We start from the raw sequence: 17117 nt of genomic DNA, 5'->3' as shown, positions 1-17117 counted from the left end.
GTTACACCTTTTCCACGTTCACGAGGAAGGCCTTAAACTCCGGCGTCTGCGTGTTCGCATCACCGACGAACGGCGTCAGGGTGTTTGCAATAAACCCTTTCTTCGCCACGCCCTCGTAACCCCAGTGAATCGGGATGCCGATGGTATCCACCTCTTGCCCGTGCACGTTCAGGGTGCGAATACGCTTGGTCACCACCGCCTTGGCTTTGATGTAGCCGCGGTTGGAGGAGACCTTGACGGTATCGCCCTGGGCGATGCCGAGCTTGTTCGCCAGCTTCTCGCCGATCTCCACAAACTGTTCCGGCTGCGCGATGGCGTTAAGCCGCGCGTGCTTGGTCCAGTAGTGGAAGTGCTCGGTCAGACGGTAAGTGGTACCCACATACGGGAACTTGTCTTTTTTACCCAGCGCGTCGAAATCGCCCTTAAAGATACGGGCTGCCGGGTTAGAAACCACGTTCGGGTGCAGCGGGTTGGTGCCCAGCGGCGTCTCAAACGGCTCGTAGTGTTCCGGGAACGGACCTTCCGCCATCTTATCGATCGCGAACAGACGTCCCATCCCTTCAGGCTGCATGATAAATGGCCCGACATCGCTGCCCGGAGGCGCGGTGCTGTAGTCCGGAATATCCACGCCGCCCCATTTCGCGCCGTCCCATTTCAGCAGCTGACGCTTCGGATCCCACGGGTTGCCCTGCGGGTCTGCGGAGGCACGGTTATAGAGGATGCGCCGGTTCAACGGCCATGACCATGCCCAGCCCAGCGTATTGCCGAGGCCCGACGGGTCGGCGTTATCGCGGTTGGCCATCTGGTTGCCTTTCGGCGTCCAGCTCCCGGCAAAGATCCAGCAGCCGCTGGAGGTGGTGCCGTCATCACGCAGGTGCGCAAAGGTGCTGAGCTGATCGCCTTTCTTCGCCAGAACCGCACCGGTAGCCGGGTCGATAACATCCGCCAGCGCTTTACCGTTGCTCTCCATCGCCACCTCTTCCGGGGAAGGGTTCTCCGGCGTCGAGTAGTTCCAGGTCATGTTCAGCACCGGTTCCGGGTTCGCGCCGCCTTCTGCCGCGTACATCTTACGCAGGCGTAAGAAGATACCGGCCAGGATCTCGCCGTCGTTCATGGCGATGCCCGGGGCATCCGCGCCTTTCCAGTGCCACTGCAGCCAGCGGCCGGAGTTGACGATGGAGCCGTTCTCTTCCGCGAAACAAGTGGACGGCAGACGGAACACTTCGGTCTGAATCTTCGACGGATCGACGTCGTTCGATTCACCGTGGTTCTGCCAGAAGGTCGCCGTCTCGGTATTGAGCGGGTCAATGGTGACCAGGAACTTTAGTTTCGACAGAGACGCCACAACCTTGTTCTTGTTCGGGAACGACGCCACCGGGTTAAAGCCCTGGCACAGATAGCCGTTGACCTGACCCTGGTTCATCATCTCGAAGTACTGCAGAACGTCGTAGCCTTTGTCCCACTTCGGCAGCCAGTCAAAGCCCCAGCTGTTTTCAGCCGTCGCTTTATCACCATAGAAGGCCTTCATCATAGAGACGAAGAACTTCGGATAGTTGCCCCAGTAGTTCACCTGGCCTTCGAGCAGCGGTTTTGGCGTGCTGGCCGTCAGATAGGTTTGCAGGTCGGTCTGTTTTTCGCTTGGCAGGTTCATATAACCCGTCAGGCTCTGCGACAGCAGGCCGAGGTCGGTCAGACCCTGGATATTGGAGTGACCGCGCAGGGCGTTGACGCCGCCGCCAGCCATCCCCATGTTGCCGAGCAGCAGCTGCACCATCGCCATGGTACGGATGTTCTGCGCGCCGATGGAGTGCTGGGTCCAGCCGAGGGCATACAGGAACGAGGCGGTTTTATCATGAACGCTGGTTTCAGCGATCATCTCGCACACCTTCAGGAAGTCCGCTTTCGGCGTCCCACAGATGTTTTCAACCACGTCCGGCGTATAGCGGGAAACGTGCTCTTTCAGCAGGTTCCAGACGCAGCGCGGGTGTTGCAGCGTGATATCGCGTTTCGCGAAGCCTTTCTCATCCAGCTCGTAGTTCCAGCTGGTTTTGTCGTACTTACGTTTTTCGGCGTCGTAACCGCTGAACAGGCCATCTTCGAAGTGGTAATCCTCACGCACGATCAGGCTGGCGTTGGTGTAGGCTTCGGTGTATTCGCGGTTATATTTTTCGTTAGTCATCAGGTACAGCAGTACGCCCGACAGGAAAGTGATGTCAGTACCTGAACGAATAGGGGTGTAGAAATCCGCCACTGACGCCGTACGCGTAAAGCGGGGATCGATCACAATCAGTTTTGCACCGTTGTGGATTTTGGCTTCCATCGCCCAGCGGAACCCGACGGGGTGCGCTTCAGCGGCGTTACCGCCCATCACCACGATGAGGTTGGCGTTCTTGATGTCGACCCAGTGGTTGGTCATCGCACCGCGACCAAATGTTGGAGCAAGACTTGCTACCGTTGGTCCGTGTCAGACACGCGCCTGGTTGTCGACCGCGAGCATGCCGAGTGCGCGCGTGAATTTCTGGGTTAAATAGCCGGTTTCGTTACTGGAGGCAGAGGCACACAGCATCCCGGTGGAGAGCCAGCGGTTAACGGTGGTACCTTCGGCGTTCTGCGCCATGAAGTTAGCATCGCGATCTTCTTTCATCAGCTTAGCGATGCGATCGAACGCTTCGTCCCAGCCAATTTGCTGCCATTTATCGGAGCCTGGCGCGCGATATTCCGGGAATTTCAGGCGGCTTTCTGAATGGATAAAGTCCACCAGACCTGCCCCTTTCGGGCAGAGCGCACCGCGGTTGACCGGATGATCCGGGTCCCCTTCGATATGGAAAATAGATGCTTTGGCGTTTTTTGCACCGTCACCGAGGCTATACATCAACAGCCCACAACCGACAGAGCAGTACGTACAGGTGTTACGGGTTTCGCGGGTGCGCAGCAGTTTGTACTGCCGTGTTTCCGCCAGCGCTACGCCGGGCGCAAAGCCCAGTGCCGCCGCCGTGGTGCCTGCCATACCGCCAGCGCAGATCTTAAAGAACTGCCTTCTGCTGACCTGCATGGTCACTCCTTGTTTCGACATTGCTACCTTTATAGGTCGAGCCGCAGGAGCGTTTTGCTGCTTGCCTGCAACGCGCATTATTCGGGTATATATAGTTTTACTTTACGGTTACAAAACAACCGCAAAGGGTTGGGATTTTGTATTCCCACAATTCCTTGAGGGATAGGGCGCAGAATACCACATTGTCGGTAGGCTTGTTTGAATGGAGTTAAAACATCGTGAATAAAATCTAAGCGTGCTAATTTAAAAATGTGAATTAGATCACGTTATTAACTTTATGTGTTACAAGGCTGTATCAACCTGGCGAGACTCCTCCTCCCGTGGGAGTAAGACAGGAGAAAAGGCGTCCTAATGAAAAATTGATCCATCTCTGGGGCGCATCGCCGCCATTTATGCTGCAATAGCACACTTATTTTCGAAGTTGCCAGGAACGATGTCGTGTCAAAACAAAACCGAGATACCTCCTCCCAGCCCGTCGGCGTAGTGGCGTGCGAGGTGCGCAGACCCCCTCAGCTCAACCAACCCATCCCGGACTGGATTGCGCAAGAGGTGCCCGTGGCGCTGGTCTACAACGGTATCTCGCACGTGGTGATGATGGCTTCGCCAAAAGATCTGACGCTCTTTGCCATCGGCTTTTCGCTCTCTGAGGGGATAATCGACCACCCGCAGGAGATCTACGGGATGGATGTGGTTCAGGCCTGCAACGGAATGGAGGTGCAGATTGAACTCTCCAGCCGGCGTTTTATGGCCCTGAAGGAGCGCCGTCGCGCCCTGGCCGGGCGTACCGGCTGCGGCGTCTGCGGCGTAGAGCAGCTGAACGACATCGGCAAACCTATCGCCCCGCTGCCCTTTAGCCAGACCTTTACGCTGGCGAACCTCGATATCGCCTTGAACAACCTTCACTCGGTACAGCCGGTAGGCAATCTGAGCGGCTGCACGCACGCCGCCGCCTGGGTACTGCCGTCGGGCGAAATAGCCGGTGGGCATGAAGATGTCGGACGCCATGTGGCGCTGGATAAACTGCTGGGCCGACGGGCGGGAGAGAGTGCCGCCTGGCAGCAGGGTGCCGCGCTGGTCTCCAGCCGGGCCAGCTACGAGATGGTGCAAAAGGCGGCGATGTGCGGGGTTGAGATCCTGTTTGCGGTCTCCGCGGCCACCACGCTGGCGGTTGAGGTGGCCGAGCGCTGCAACCTGACGCTGGTGGGGTTCTGCAAGCCGGGAAGGGCCACGGTTTATACTCATCCGCAGCGTTTGAATATTGTTCAATAAATTTGAATTGTTATAGCAAATCCTTCCGCTATCAGTTGTCGGTGATGAGGCTTATTATTTATCACATCAAGGCACAACGCCTTACACCAACAACTTATCGCAAGGGTCACTATCATGAAAAGCATCAAAACTTTTGTCGCAGTAATCGCTCTGGCTACTTCTTTCGGTTCTTTCGCTGCGCAGACCGTGACTGCAACCGGTTCAACCATCGATGGCACTGAAGCTAAAATCGCGGCTCAGGCCGAGCAGGCTGGCGCGTCCTCTTACACCATTACTCAGGCGTTCTCCGGTAACCGTGTGCACATGACCGCTGAGCTGAACAAATAAAAGCGAAGTATCTGTCGAAAGAGCGCCCCAGGGGCGCTTTTTTAGTTTATGCCCGCCAGGCGTAATAACGCCGTCACCACTGCCGCCGCGACAATCACGAAAATCAACGGCACCTTGCGGCAGGCAAGGAATACCGCAAAGGCCACGCCCAACACCCGCGCCATCCCGGCAAAATGCTCCCCTTCATAGAAGGTGGTCGCCAGCGCCACTGAAAACAGCAGCACCGTTGCCGCATCCGACAGCAGCGCCTGGGAGCGTTCAGACAGCGCTAACCGGCTGCCCAGCTTCGCCCCGCCGAGACGCATCAGGTAGGTGCCCGCCGACAGCAGGGCGATGCCGAGAATAAAGACGGTCATGTTTTCCATTATTTCTTCCTCGCCGCGAGGCCCAGCAGAGAGAGCAATACCGGCAGCCCCACCGGCGCAAGGGGCACCGCGGCCAGCGACAGGGCGGCTCCGCTACAGGCGCGGATAAGCGTGGTGCGGTTCTTAAAGGCGGGCACGACTAACGCCAGTAAAATGGCCGGGAATACCGCATCCAGCCCGATGGTTTCCGGGTCGGGCAGCAATTTGCCGACCATCGCCCCCAGCAGGGTGCCCAGCGGCCAGATAATGGCCACCCCAAGGCCGCAGAGCCAGTAGGCGGCTTTGCGCTGCTCCGGCGTTTTTTGCGACAGGCCAAACACCACGCTTTCGTCATTCATAATGTGGCAGCCCAGGAAGCTGGCGCCGCGTTTGCCCACCAGCTCACGCACCGTTACGCCAAAAGGGACATGGCGGGCATTGACCAGCAGTCCGGCCGCCGCGGCGGCAAGGGGATTGCCCCCGCTGGCGACGATGCCGATAAACATAAATTCCGAAGCGCCCGCCAGCACTGAAAGGGAGAGCACAAAGGGCACCCACAGCGGGAAGCCATACGCCATCGCCAGCGAGCCGTAGGACATCCCCACAACACCCACCGCCAGACACACGAGAATAATCGCCTTGATGGTGTCGCCTTTGAGACAAGAGAACGCGTGTTTCATACAGTTTTAGCCATAACGAACGAGTATCCATTATAATGAACGCATCACATTCGTTTATCAAGATGAACGATTCGTTCGATTTATAGAACAAGAGACCGTTTTATGACGCAGCCAATCAGCGTAATCGCCAAAAGTCTGGTGCGGGAGCGCATGCGGACCGGACTTTCACTGGCGGAAATCGCTCGCCGGGCCGGGATCGCCAAATCAACACTCTCTCAGCTGGAGTCCGGAAACGGCAACCCCAGCCTCGAAACCCTGTGGTCGCTCTGCGTGGCGCTGGATATTCCCTTTGCCCGTTTGCTCGAACCGCAGCAGCCCACCACCCAGGTGATCCGCCTCGGGGAAGGAACAAAAGTCATTGCTGAACAGGCTAACTTTGAGGCCATTTTGCTGGCGACCTGTCCGCCGGGCGCGCGACGCGATATCTATATCCTGACGGCGCAGCCCGGGGCCGACCGTATCTCCCATCCGCACCCGCCGGGGTCGGTTGAGCATATTATTGTCATGAAGGGCCGGGCGCTGGTTGGCCTCACCGGGGCACCGGAAGAGCTCGGGATTGGGGACTATATTTGCTATCCTGCCGACCAGCCGCACATCTTCAAAGCCCTTGAGCCAGACACTTACGCGCTCATGGTGGCGGAACAAAACTGACACACTAAGACACGGATAATCATGTCGCTTAAAGCCATTGCTAAAGAACTGGGACTGTCGGTAACGACGGTGAGCCGCGCCCTCAACGGCTATTTTGACGTTTCCAGCGAGACGCGCGCCCGCGTGGAAGCCGAAGCGCAGCGTCGCGGCTATCGCCCGAACACCTTCGCCCGTCGTCTGAAGATGGGCAAGATCGACGCCGTGGGGCTGGTCTTTCCGGTGCATCCCGTTCCGCTCAATAACAGCGTCTTTATGGACATGGTCGGCGAAATTAGCCATGAACTGGCGCAACATGAGATCGATCTGCTGCTGATTGCCGATGACGATCTGGCCGACAAACACAGCTACATGCGCATGGTGCAGAGCCGTCGCGTGGATGCGCTGATCGTGGCCCATACTCTGGACAACGATCCGCGACTTGAGCAACTTCAGGCCGCCGGGTTCCCCTTCCTGGCACTCGGCCGCAGCCATCTGCCTGAACCCTATGCCTGGTTCGATTTCGATAATTATGCGGGCACGTACACCGCGACCCGGCGGTTAATTGAGCGGGGGCATCAGCGCATCGCGCTGTTGGGTGAGAGCAACAATCAGGCGTTTATTACCCAGCGCCGTCAGGGCTACCTTGATGCCCTGAACGAGGCAGGGCTCTCCAGCGAATGGCTGCGCACCATGCCGCCTTCCCGCCGGGCGGGTTTCACCACCACTCAGGAACTGCTGGCGCTGGATGTCGCCCCCACGGCGATCGTCACCGACTGCAACACCCATGGCGACGGGGCCGCGATGGCGCTGGCGCAGATGGGGCGCTTAACGGGCGAGAACGCCGTTGCGCTGGTGGTCTACGACGGCCTGCCGCAGGACAGCATTGTCGATATCGACGTGGCGGCGGTGATCCAGTCCACCCGTCAGGGGGTGGGCAAGCAGATTGCCGACATGGTGCTGCAGCTGATTAACGGCGATGACATCAGCCAGCTGCAGGTGCTGTGGCAACCGGAATTCTCTCCGGGCCAGACGGCATAAATTTCCCCAAATTCTAAACCCGATCACAAATCCGAAACGTTTTGGTTTGTATCCGAAACGTTTCGGATCAACACTCAGGATATCCCGATGACAGGAGATGTCCGATGCAAGAGGCAGTTTTACGACTCGCGAGCGAAACGGTCGATGTGGTGATCAAAACCCATCCGTTCGCCGAAATTCTTTACTGGGGGCCGCACCTTCGCCACTTTTCGCCGCAGGATGCGGCCACGCTTTCCCGCCCGATCGCCAACGGCAGACTGGACGTTGACTCGCCGGTGACGCTGATGGCGGAACTTGCCCACGGCCTGTTCGGCGCGCCGGGCATTGAAGGCCACCGTCAGGGGCTGGATGGTTCGCCGCTGTTCCGTACCGTTGCGGTCGCGCAGCAGGGACAAACCCTGACCCTTACCGCCGAAGATGACACCGCCGGCCTGCGTCTGACCAGCGAGATCGCCCTCGATGACAGCGGCGTGCTGGCGGTTCGTCATGGCCTGACCAATCTCAAAAGCCAGCCGTGGCAGGTTGAGCGCCTGGCCGTCACCCTGCCGCTGGCGGAACATGCCCGCGAGGTGATGGCGTTTCATGGCCGCTGGATCCGCGAATTCCAGCCGCATCGCCTGCTGCTGGAGCATGACAGCTTCGTGATTGAAAACCGCCGCGGGCGCAGCTCCCACGAGCATTTCCCGGCCCTGATTAGCGGCACGCCGGGCTTCAGCGAAATGCACGGCGACGTCTGGGGCGTGCATCTGGGCTGGAGCGGCAACCATCGTCTGCGCGCGGAGGCCAAAACCGATGGCCGTCGTTATCTGCAGGCTGAAGCGCTGTACCTGCCGGGTGAAAAGGCGATTGAGGAGGGTGAAACCCTGTGGACGCCGCGGCTCTACGCCAGCTACTCCGCTCAGGGGCTGAACGGCATGAGCCAGCAGTTCCACCGCTATCTGCGCGACAACATTATTCGTTTCCCGGAGAACAAACCGCGTCCGGTGCATCTCAACACCTGGGAGGGGATCTACTTTAACCACGATCCTGAGTACATCATGCGGATGGCAGACGAAGCGGCCTCGCTGGGGGTGGAGCGCTTTATCATTGACGATGGCTGGTTTAAAGGACGCAACGACGACCATGCTGCGCTGGGAGACTGGTATCTCGACGAGCAGAAATACCCCAATGGCTTAACGCCGGTGATCGACCACGTCAAAAGCCTCGGGATGGAGTTTGGTATCTGGGTCGAGCCAGAGATGATCAACCCGGATTCCGATCTGTATCGCGCTCACCCGGACTGGGTGCTGGCTCTGCCAGGCTATGCACAGGCCACCGGTCGCCACCAGTGGGTGCTGAACCTCAACATTCCTGCCGCGTTCAACTACCTGCTGGAGCGCATGAGCTGGCTGCTGGGTGAGCACCAGGTGGACTATGTGAAGTGGGACATGAACCGCGAGCTGGTGCAGCCGGGCCATAACGGCAGGGCCGCTGCCGACGCCCAGACCCGCCAGTTCTACCGTCTGCTGGACAACCTGGGCGAGCGCTTCCCGCACGTGGAGTTTGAATCCTGCTCCTCCGGCGGCGGGCGTATCGACTATGAGGTCCTGACCCGCTGCCATCGTTTCTGGGCTTCGGATAACAACGACGCGCTGGAACGTAATACTATCCAGCGTGGCATGAGCTACTTCTTCCCGCCGGAGGTGATGGGGGCGCATATCGGTCATCATAAATGCCATGCCACTTTCCGCCAGCACAGCATCGCCTTCCGGGGCCTGACGGCGCTGTTCGGCCATATGGGGCTGGAGCTGGATCCGCTCGCCGTGGATGAGCAGGAGCGCGAAGGCTATCGGCACTATGCGGCCCTGCATAAGCAGTGGCGGGAGGTGATCCACCACGGCACCCAGTGGCGGGTGGATATGCCCGACAGCACCACGCTGGCGCAGGGGATAGTGAGTCAGGATCAGGGCCAGGGGCTGTTTATTGTCAGCCAGTTGGCGATGCCGGATTACACCCTGATGATGCCGCTGCGCATGCCGGGGCTTGCGGCTAACGCCCAGTACCGTATCACGCTGCTCGACCACCCCAACATCCGCCTGACCGGCGAAGGGGGGCACACCATGCGCAAGCTGCCGGCGTGGATGGAATCTCCGCAAACGGTGAGCGGCGAATGGTTGATGCAGGCGGGGCTTGCCCTGCCGGTTCTGGATCCGGAAACCGCCATCCTGATTGGCGTTGAACGCGTATAAGGGCAATGGGCCGGGCAACCGGCCCTGAGTTGAGGATAAAAATAATGAACACGACTGCCTGTACCCACAAAGACAACCCGAACTTCTGGATTTTCGGGTCGTTCTTCTTTCTCTACTTCTTCATCATGGCCACCTGCTTTCCGTTCCTGCCGATCTGGCTGTCGGATATCATCGGCCTGAATAAAACCGATACCGGGATCGTCTTCTCCTGCATCTCGCTGTTTGCCATCTCGTTCCAGCCGGTGCTGGGAGTCGTGTCGGATAAGCTGGGGATGAAAAAACACCTGCTGTGGATCATCGCGGTCCTGCTGTTTCTCTTTGCACCCTTTTTCCTCTACGTCTTCGCTCCGCTGCTGAAGACCAACATCTGGCTCGGGGCCCTGAGCGGGGGGGTCTATATCGGCTTCGTCTTCTCGGCGGGAGCGGGCGCGATTGAGGCCTACATTGAGCGCGTGAGTCGCAACAGCTTCTTTGAATACGGCAAGGCGCGGATGTTTGGCTGTCTCGGGTGGGGGCTGTGCGCCTCGACGGGCGGGATCCTGTTCGGGATTGACCCCTCGTATGTGTTCTGGATGGGTTCCGCGGCGGCGCTGGTGCTGATGGTGCTGTTGGTGGTGGCAAAACCTAAGCCTAACCAGACCGCGCAGGTGATGAACGCCCTCGGTGCTAACCAGCCGCAGATCACCGCCAAAACCGTGATTAACCTGTTCCGCCAGCGCAAAATGTGGATGTTCATTTTGTACGTGATTGGCGTGGCCTGCGTGTATGACGTCTTCGATCAGCAGTTCGCCACCTTCTTTAAAACCTTCTTCGCCACGCCGGAGGAGGGGACGCGGGCGTTTGGTTTTGCGACCACCGCCGGGGAGATCTGCAACGCCATCATCATGTTCTGCTCGCCGTGGATCATTAATCGCATTGGCGCGAAAAATACGCTGCTGATCGCCGGGGTGATTATGGCGACGCGCATTATTGGTTCGTCATTTGCGACCACCGCCGTGGAAGTGGTGGCCCTGAAGATGCTGCACGCGCTGGAGGTGCCGTTCCTGCTGGTGGGCGCGTTCAAGTACATCACCGGCGTGTTCGATACCCGACTGTCCGCCACCATCTATCTGATTGGTTTCAACTTTGCCAAACAGCTGGCGGCGATTTTCCTCTCCGCCTTTGCCGGGAATATGTATGACCGGATCGGCTTCCAGGATACCTACCTGATGCTGGGCTGTTTTGTGCTGGCGGTAACGGTGTTGTCAGCCTTTACGCTGAGCAGCAGGCAGGAGATCGCGGCGCGCGGTAATACGGCGGAAGTGAACTAAAAAGACGCTGAACCAGGTTGAGGCCCGCGAAAACGACGAAACCCACCAGAGGTGGGTTTCATAAATCGCTTTGCCTATGATGTACGCAACTAGAACCTATAAAAGGGGAAGTAGACAGTACAGGCTGCTGGGAGCAGATACTAAAGGTTGATGGTTTATTCGTCAACCCTTCTACGAGTATAGGGTATGCTTCGACCCATTGTTATGGGAGCAAGAAGAAATGCCGCAAGCTACTCATTATAAACGGATTATTTCATTGATCTCGTCAATACGCCTTGATAGTTATCGCACGACTTTTCGTCCCGCTGATGAGTGTGAGCTGTATGGAATATACATCTGGTCCCAGCATGCAGCAGCGTCTATTTATCCGTTACTCCAAAACCTTGAGATTTCGTTAAGGAACGCCGTTGACAGAGAAGCAAGGGCAAGATTTGGCGAAAGGTGGTGGGAAAGCATTCACAGCACAAAAGGCAGAGAACAATGTCATTTCCATAAAAATCTTGAAAAGGCTAAAGATTGCCTCGTTCGTGAATGGCGTAAAAAAGAGATGAGACGCAGGCGGGGCGTACATGCACAGGCCCGCTCTGTGCCGGACTGGACTCACGATCAGATTATTGCCGCAACGGATTTTAGTACCTGGCATTATGTATTAAATAATGAGTACAGAGCCCCCGCGCCGCGAGATAACCCGCTGTACTTGTGGCCTAAATCCTTAAGTAAGGTCTTTAAGAATTACGCAAAAATCAACGCGAATCCGCAAAGGGTCAGAAAAGAGCTGATTGATATCATCTTTGAACTGAGAGAGTACAGAAACCGTATCTCCCATCATGAACCTATCTGGGCCAAAGCGCCTAATGTTAACGATGCAAGAACAGCTATCGATACGATTAGGGTCAAGATAAATAAGATCGAACTTGTCATCGAAGCCCTTGATATCAATTTACTTAATGTGATGAAAAAGGTGGGGCTGTTTGAAAATGCCAGACGGGTTTGTTCAGTAGAGGAGCTGGATATTTTTCGCTATACCAAACCCTATTGTGCGTTATCACCCGAGCAGATTTCAGTCATTGAACAACCCTGCCGCGATGCGAAAGAGAGAAATGAAACCATTATACGGGAGCATGATGCGACGGTGTATGGCCTAAGAACGGTGCGCTAAAAGCAGGTGACACTTACTTGCATCACCTGCCTTATGATTATGCTAAATAAAACACCTCCTGCAGCCCGGTACTCACCGGGCTGTTATCCGGGTTAGACGGCATCACTTCCCCCATATATTTCCACCAGCGCTGGCAGACATCGGTGTTCGCCACCGCGTTCCAGCGCTCTTCCGATTCAATCTCCACCGTGGCAAACAGCAGGTTGCGGGTCTTATCCAGATAAATGGCGTAGCGGTGCGCGCCGTGGTCTTTCAGCACCGCTTCCAGCTCGGGCCAGATCGGGTTATGGCGACGCTCATACTCCTCGTGTGCATCAGGGTTCACCTGCATTACAAAGGCTTTGCGGATCATAATGCCTCCAGATAGAGTTCGCGCACCTCGTCGCGGCTGGCGCTGCGCGGGTTGCAGGGGGCGCACGGGTCGGCGAGGGCTTTGTCGAGCCAGCCTTCGATATCGGCTTTGGTGACGCCGAGCTTGCTGAAGCCGGACGGGATCCCGACGCGGGTGCTCAGGGCACGGATAGCGTTGATGGCCGCCATGCTGGCCGCTTCGTCGCTCATGTCACGGGTATCGACGCCCATCGCCTGCGCCACGCGGGCAAAGCGTTCCACGGCGCTCGGGCGGTTAAAGTTCTCGATGATCGGCAGCAGGATGGCGTTGCATACACCGTGCGGCAGGTTGTGCGTGGCCCCCGGCTGGTGGGCCAGGGCGTGCACCAGCCCGAGCCCGGCGCTGTTAAAGGCCATACCGGCCAGATACTGGCCGAAGGCCATCTGCTCGCGCGCGACAATATTGTGGCCGTTGTCCACCGCCTCCGGCAGCCAGTGGGCGATCAGGCGAATGGCCTCCAGCGCATTGGCGTCGGTCAGCGGATGGGCGCCGACGGAGACATAGGCTTCGATGGCGTGGGTCAGGGCATCCATTCCGGTGGCGGCGGTGACGGAAGCCGGAATGTCGAGCATCACGCTGGCGTCATCCACAGCGATATCCGGAATGATGTTCGGGTCGATAATCACCTCTTTCACCTGACGCGTGGAGTCGATGATCACCGCATTGCTGGTCATCTCTGCCGCCGTGCCTGCGGTGGTATTGATGGCTACCAGCGGCACGCCAGCGTTGATCACCTTGCCGACGCCGGAATAGGCGGTAGATGGACCCGGGTTAGCGGTGAGAATCTTAATTGCTTTCGCGGTATCGATCGGGCTGCCGCCGCCGAAGGCAATGATGTAATCACAGTGCGCGTCCTGATACGCGGCATAGCCCTGCTGCACCAGTTCTTCGGTCGGGTTCGGGAAGACCGCGTCGAACAGGTGATAAGACATCTGCTGCGCGTCGAGGGCGGTAAACAGGCTGTCGAGCAGGCCCATTTTCACCAGCTGACCGTCAGTGACGATCAACGCGGTGCCCCACTGTTTGTTTGCCACCAGCTTAACCATATCGCCGATTGCGCCTGCGCCGTGCAGGCTGATTTTCGGCAGCGCCAACATAAAGCTCATGATAATTCTCCTTAATTACGGTGATTTTTATGCCGGGCGGCGCTGCGCTTGCACGCAGCGCCGCCCGGCATTTAGATCCGTCTTCGCTGCATAATCCGGCGGGTGATGATCGGCAGGGAGATCACCACAATCAGCATCGCGCCGATGATCACCGACATTACGATGCCCGGCACGTTGAGCAGGCTCAGGCCGAAGGTGACCAGCCCCATCAGGAAGGCGGCGATAATCACGCCCACCATGCTGCCGGAACCGCCGAGAATATTGACCCCGCCGAGCACTGCCATGGTCACCACCGCCAGCTCCCAGCCCATCGCAATGGTCGGGCGGGTACTGCCCAGACGCGAGGTGAGCAGCACCGAGGCCAGCCCGGCCATCAGCCCCACCAGGGCAAATAGAATCAGGTTGTGACGCTTGACGTTGATGCCGGAATACCAGGCCCCGGTCGGGTTATTGCCGATGGCATAGGTGCGGCGCCCGAAGTTGGTCTTGTGCAGCACGAAGGCAAACACGGCCGCCAGCACGATGAACAGCGTGAACTCAAACGACAGCGCCCCCCAGACATACCCCTGACCAAACCAGGCGAAGCTCTCCGGGTACGCGTTCAGGGCCTGGTCGCCCAGCAGAATGTAGGTGATGCCGCGATAGAGGCTCATGGTGCCGATGGTGATCACAATCGACGACAGGTTAAAGCGGGTCACCAGCAGGCCGTTGAACAGCCCGCACAGCAGGCCAACCCCCAGGCCGACGCAGACCAGCCACGGGGTATCCAGCCCGGCCGCCGCGCAAAAGCCCATCACCGTGGAACTCAGGGCGATGGTGGAGGCCACCGACAGGTCAATTTCACGGGCAATAATCAGCATCGCCATCGGCAGCACGATGATCGCTTTTTCGGTGAAGTTGAACGTGGCGTCGGACAGGTTCCAGATATCGAGGAAATAGGGGGAGGCCAGGGCGTTAACCACGAACACCGCCAGGGTGACCGCCAGCAGAAAGCCTTCCCAGCACAGCAGGCGCTGGAAAATGCCTGCCGGGGCGGGGGTATTTTTAATCTCTTCAGACGTCATTACTTTACTCATGATCTTACCGCCTGTTTCTGACGTGCCAGCGCCGCATCACGCAGGATCAGCCGTCCTTTGCGTTTGTTGCCGCGCTCATTGAGCAGCACCGCAATCACGATCACCGTCCCGGAGATCGCCATCTGCCAGAACGGCGACACGCCGATCACCGGCAGGGCATTGTTGATCACTCCGAGGAACAGCGCTCCGCACAGACAACCCAGCACCCGGCCGGTGCCGCCCATGGTGCTGATGCCGCCGATGACGCAGGCCGCCACCACCTGCAGCTCAAAGCCGTTCGCCACATCGACATAGGCCACCGCAAAGCGGGAGATCCACAGATAGCCGCAGAACCCGGCCAGCGCCCCGGAGAGGCAGAAGCTGACGAACTGCATTTTGCCCGCGTTGATCCCGGTGTAGTACGCCGCCGTGGCGTTACCGCCTGCGGTGTAGAGCGCCCGCCCGGTGCGGCTGTAGCGCAGGAAGTAGCCCACCAGCAGCAGGGCGGCAATGGCGCACCAGCTCAGCACCGGTAAGCCCAGCACCGACGCCCGCGGCAGGCCGAGGAAGTCGGCACCCATCTGGTTGGAGTTAACCCAGCCGCCGCCGGAGAGCAGAAAGATAATCCCGCGATAGATGCTCATGGTGCCCAGCGTCACCACAATCGCCGGAATGCCCATCTTCCATACCAGCAGGCCGTTTATGAGGCCCATCACCAGGCCCAGCGCGGTGGCCAGGATCAGCAGCGCCCAGACCGGTACCCCGGGATAGTTAAAGTTAATCAGGGCGACAATCATCCCGGTCAGCGCCAGGTTGGCCGCCATCGACAGGTCGATGCCCCTGGTGAGCAGCACCATCATCTGCCCGAGAGCGAGAATGATCAGAATGGAGGTGTCGTTAAACATCTCCACCAGGTTGCCCGGGGCGATAAACGACGGGACGCGGGTGCCGATGGCGATCGCCATCAGCACGATCACCGCCGCCAGCAGCGCCTCGCGGTGTTTAAGCAGCTGTTGCACCATTATGCGGCCTCCTGTCTGGCACCGCTGGCGGCGCTGACGATGGTTTCGGCCGTCGCGCCTCCCGCCTGATATTCCGCCACCATTAATCCTTCATGCATGACGATAATGCGGTCGGCCATGCCCATCACTTCCGGCAGTTCGGAGGAGACCATGATCACCGCCAGCCCCTGACCAACCAGCTCGGACATAAACTGATGCACTGCCGCTTTGGAGCCGATATCGATCCCTTTGGTCGGCTCATCGAGGATAATGACGTCCGGTTGGGTCGCCAGCCATTTGCCGATCACCACTTTCTGCTGGTTGCCGCCGGAGAGCGTTTCCACCGCCTGTTTCCAGCTAAAGGCTTTCACCTGCAGGCGTTTGGCATATTCATCCGCCAGCTGCCACTCGCGATCGTCATTCAGCACCCCGCTGGCGTTGAGTTTGCCAAGCTGCGGCAGGCTGATGTTCTGGGCAATCGACAGCTCGATAATCGCCCCCTGCTTCTGGCGTTCTTCAGGCACGCAGACAATCCCGGCCCGGATGGCATCCGCCGGCTGGCGGAAATGCTGCTCTTTACCGTTCAGCACGATGCTGCCGGAGGAGGGACGCGAGACGCCGGAGAGCGCCTGCATCAGCTCGGTACGCCCGGCCCCCACCAGCCCATAGAAGCCGAGGATCTCGCCTTTGCGCAGGCTAAAGGAGATATTCGCGAACTCGGTGGGATGGCAGAGATTTTTCACCTCCAGCACGGTGTCGCCTTTTTCGCACGCCACTTTCGGGAAGGTCTGGGTAATGGCGCGGCCGACCATCATCGCCACCATCCGCTCTTCGGTGATGTCGTTGATGGCTCCAGCACCAACAAACACGCCGTCGCGCAGGATGGTGTAGTGATCCGCCAGCTCAAAAATCTCGTCGAACTTGTGCGAGATAAACAGGATCGCTTTCCCCTCCTGTTTCAGGCGTTCGACGATCTGATAGAACTCAAGAATTTCATGCTGCGACAGGGCGGCGGTGGGTTCATCGAGGATCACCACTTGGGCGTCAAACGACAGCGCCCGGGCAATCGCCACCATATGCCGCTGGGCGATGCTCAGGGTTTTCAGCGTCGCGCGCGGGTCAATCTGCACCTCCAGACGGGTGAGGATCGCCTGCGCCCGGCGGTGCATCTCTGGCCAGTCGAGTTTTTTGAAAATGCCTTTATAGAGGTACTGACCGACAAAAATATTTTCGGTGACCGACAGCTCATCGAACAGCACGGTCTCCTGGTGAATTGCGGTAATGCCCACCTTGTGCGCCGAATCGGGCGTCGGCAGGTGGATAGGAATGGCTTTGTAGAGGATCTCGCCCTCGTCGGGCTGGTAGATGCCGGTCATCACTTTGACCAGAGTCGATTTGCCCGCGCCGTTTTCACCGATCAGGGCGGTGACTTTGCCGGGCCAGAGTTCAAGCTGCACGTTCTCAAGGGCGCGCACACCGGGGAAAACCTTGGTGATGCCTTTAAGTTGAAGCAATGGGGTCATGATA

Annotated in this window: 15 protein-coding genes; 7 read left to right on the top strand and 8 right to left on the bottom strand. The window is 58.4% G+C overall.

Annotated elements, in window-relative coordinates:
- Position 1: 1 nt before the first annotated feature.
- Entirely contained in the window at positions 2 to 3052 is a 3051-nt protein-coding gene (gene fdnG / locus GNG27_RS23035) for a formate dehydrogenase-N subunit alpha (protein ID WP_142490036.1), read from the bottom strand.
- Between the two features lie 438 nt (positions 3053 to 3490).
- Here fdnG and fdhD point away from each other — a divergent pair, with 438 nt between their 5' ends.
- Both fdhD and GNG27_RS23025 read left to right on the top strand, forming a co-directional pair.
- Complete coding sequence (fdhD, locus tag GNG27_RS23030; protein ID WP_156264959.1) at positions 3491 to 4321, top strand: formate dehydrogenase accessory sulfurtransferase FdhD; 831 nt, start codon at positions 3491 to 3493, stop codon at positions 4319 to 4321.
- Between the two features lie 114 nt (positions 4322 to 4435).
- Positions 4436 to 4648, top strand: a complete 213-nt coding sequence (locus GNG27_RS23025; protein WP_142487599.1) for a YdgH/BhsA/McbA-like domain containing protein — start codon at positions 4436 to 4438, stop codon at positions 4646 to 4648.
- 41 nt (positions 4649 to 4689) lie between these two features.
- On the opposite strand, the gene GNG27_RS23020 is transcribed toward GNG27_RS23025, so the two are convergent.
- Together GNG27_RS23020 and GNG27_RS23015 are read right to left on the bottom strand one after the other, a co-directional pair.
- Entirely contained in the window at positions 4690 to 5013 is a 324-nt protein-coding gene (locus tag GNG27_RS23020) for an AzlD domain-containing protein (protein ID WP_156264957.1), read from the bottom strand.
- Entirely contained in the window at positions 5013 to 5672 is a 660-nt protein-coding gene (locus tag GNG27_RS23015; RefSeq protein WP_156264955.1) for an AzlC family ABC transporter permease, read from the bottom strand. The genes GNG27_RS23020 and GNG27_RS23015 overlap by 1 nt, the downstream gene beginning before the upstream one ends.
- Positions 5673 to 5774: 102 nt before the next feature.
- Here GNG27_RS23015 and GNG27_RS23010 point away from each other — a divergent pair, with 102 nt between their 5' ends.
- From GNG27_RS23010 to GNG27_RS22990, 5 genes are all read left to right on the top strand, one after another.
- Entirely contained in the window at positions 5775 to 6323 is a 549-nt protein-coding gene (locus GNG27_RS23010; protein ID WP_142487597.1) for a helix-turn-helix domain-containing protein, read from the top strand.
- A 21-nt stretch (positions 6324 to 6344) separates the two neighbouring features.
- On the top strand, positions 6345 to 7340 hold the full coding sequence (locus tag GNG27_RS23005; RefSeq protein ID WP_156264953.1) for a LacI family DNA-binding transcriptional regulator: 996 nt from the start codon (positions 6345 to 6347) through the stop codon (positions 7338 to 7340).
- 104 nt (positions 7341 to 7444) lie between these two features.
- Complete coding sequence (locus tag GNG27_RS23000) at positions 7445 to 9568, top strand: alpha-galactosidase (protein WP_156264951.1); 2124 nt, start codon at positions 7445 to 7447, stop codon at positions 9566 to 9568.
- 44 nt (positions 9569 to 9612) lie between these two features.
- Positions 9613 to 10878: an MFS transporter gene (locus GNG27_RS22995; RefSeq protein WP_156264949.1), complete on the top strand. Its 1266-nt coding sequence runs from the start codon at positions 9613 to 9615 to the stop codon at positions 10876 to 10878.
- Between the two features lie 220 nt (positions 10879 to 11098).
- Positions 11099 to 12037, top strand: a complete 939-nt coding sequence (locus GNG27_RS22990; protein WP_156264947.1) for an Abi family protein — start codon at positions 11099 to 11101, stop codon at positions 12035 to 12037.
- 37 nt (positions 12038 to 12074) lie between these two features.
- On the opposite strand, the gene rhaM is transcribed toward GNG27_RS22990, so the two are convergent.
- The 5 genes from rhaM to GNG27_RS22965 form a co-directional block, all read right to left on the bottom strand.
- Positions 12075 to 12389 carry an L-rhamnose mutarotase gene (rhaM, locus tag GNG27_RS22985; RefSeq protein WP_156264945.1) on the bottom strand — a complete coding sequence of 105 codons (315 nt, stop codon included), beginning with the start codon at positions 12387 to 12389 and terminating at the stop codon, positions 12075 to 12077.
- The gene (gene fucO, locus GNG27_RS22980; RefSeq protein WP_156264943.1) at positions 12386 to 13534 is read right to left on the bottom strand and encodes a lactaldehyde reductase; all 1149 of its coding nucleotides are present in this window, start codon (positions 13532 to 13534) and stop codon (positions 12386 to 12388) included. The genes rhaM and fucO overlap by 4 nt, the downstream gene beginning before the upstream one ends.
- A 71-nt stretch (positions 13535 to 13605) precedes the next feature.
- Positions 13606 to 14610, bottom strand: coding sequence for an ABC transporter permease (locus GNG27_RS22975; protein WP_142487590.1), 1005 nt, complete (start codon positions 14608 to 14610; stop codon positions 13606 to 13608).
- The gene (locus tag GNG27_RS22970; RefSeq protein WP_142487589.1) at positions 14607 to 15611 is read right to left on the bottom strand and encodes an ABC transporter permease; all 1005 of its coding nucleotides are present in this window, start codon (positions 15609 to 15611) and stop codon (positions 14607 to 14609) included. The genes GNG27_RS22975 and GNG27_RS22970 overlap by 4 nt, the downstream gene beginning before the upstream one ends.
- Positions 15611 to 17113: a sugar ABC transporter ATP-binding protein gene (locus GNG27_RS22965; RefSeq protein ID WP_156264941.1), complete on the bottom strand. Its 1503-nt coding sequence runs from the start codon at positions 17111 to 17113 to the stop codon at positions 15611 to 15613. Before GNG27_RS22965 ends, GNG27_RS22970 begins: the two co-directional genes overlap by 1 nt.
- Between the last annotated feature and the right edge of the window lie 4 nt (positions 17114 to 17117).

It is taken from the genome of Leclercia sp. 119287 (genome assembly GCF_009734485.1).
GTDB classification, from domain to species: Bacteria; Pseudomonadota; Gammaproteobacteria; order Enterobacterales; family Enterobacteriaceae; genus Enterobacter; species Enterobacter adecarboxylatus_C.
Note: the sequence above shows the minus strand (reverse complement) of the source record. Positions and strands in the feature narration are given on the sequence as shown.

Excerpts from the sequence above, each read along its gene's own strand:
- GNG27_RS22970 (WP_142487589.1), bottom strand. The coding sequence starts at position 15,611 with ATGGTGCAACAGCTGCTTAAACACCGCGAGGCGCTGCTGGCGGCGGTG.
- GNG27_RS23000 (WP_156264951.1), top strand. The coding sequence starts at position 7,445 with ATGCAAGAGGCAGTTTTACGACTCGCGAGCGAAACGGTCGATGTGGTG.
- GNG27_RS22965 (WP_156264941.1), bottom strand. The coding sequence starts at position 17,113 with ATGACCCCATTGCTTCAACTTAAAGGCATCACCAAGGTTTTCCCCGGT.
- fucO (WP_156264943.1), bottom strand. The coding sequence starts at position 13,534 with ATGAGCTTTATGTTGGCGCTGCCGAAAATCAGCCTGCACGGCGCAGGC.
- rhaM (WP_156264945.1), bottom strand. The coding sequence starts at position 12,389 with ATGATCCGCAAAGCCTTTGTAATGCAGGTGAACCCTGATGCACACGAG.
- GNG27_RS23005 (WP_156264953.1), top strand. The coding sequence starts at position 6,345 with ATGTCGCTTAAAGCCATTGCTAAAGAACTGGGACTGTCGGTAACGACG.
- GNG27_RS22995 (WP_156264949.1), top strand. The coding sequence starts at position 9,613 with ATGAACACGACTGCCTGTACCCACAAAGACAACCCGAACTTCTGGATT.
- GNG27_RS23020 (WP_156264957.1), bottom strand. The coding sequence starts at position 5,013 with ATGGAAAACATGACCGTCTTTATTCTCGGCATCGCCCTGCTGTCGGCG.
- GNG27_RS23010 (WP_142487597.1), top strand. The coding sequence starts at position 5,775 with ATGACGCAGCCAATCAGCGTAATCGCCAAAAGTCTGGTGCGGGAGCGC.
- GNG27_RS22975 (WP_142487590.1), bottom strand. The coding sequence starts at position 14,610 with ATGAGTAAAGTAATGACGTCTGAAGAGATTAAAAATACCCCCGCCCCG.
- GNG27_RS23025 (WP_142487599.1), top strand. The coding sequence starts at position 4,436 with ATGAAAAGCATCAAAACTTTTGTCGCAGTAATCGCTCTGGCTACTTCT.
- GNG27_RS23015 (WP_156264955.1), bottom strand. The coding sequence starts at position 5,672 with ATGAAACACGCGTTCTCTTGTCTCAAAGGCGACACCATCAAGGCGATT.
- GNG27_RS22990 (WP_156264947.1), top strand. The coding sequence starts at position 11,099 with ATGCCGCAAGCTACTCATTATAAACGGATTATTTCATTGATCTCGTCA.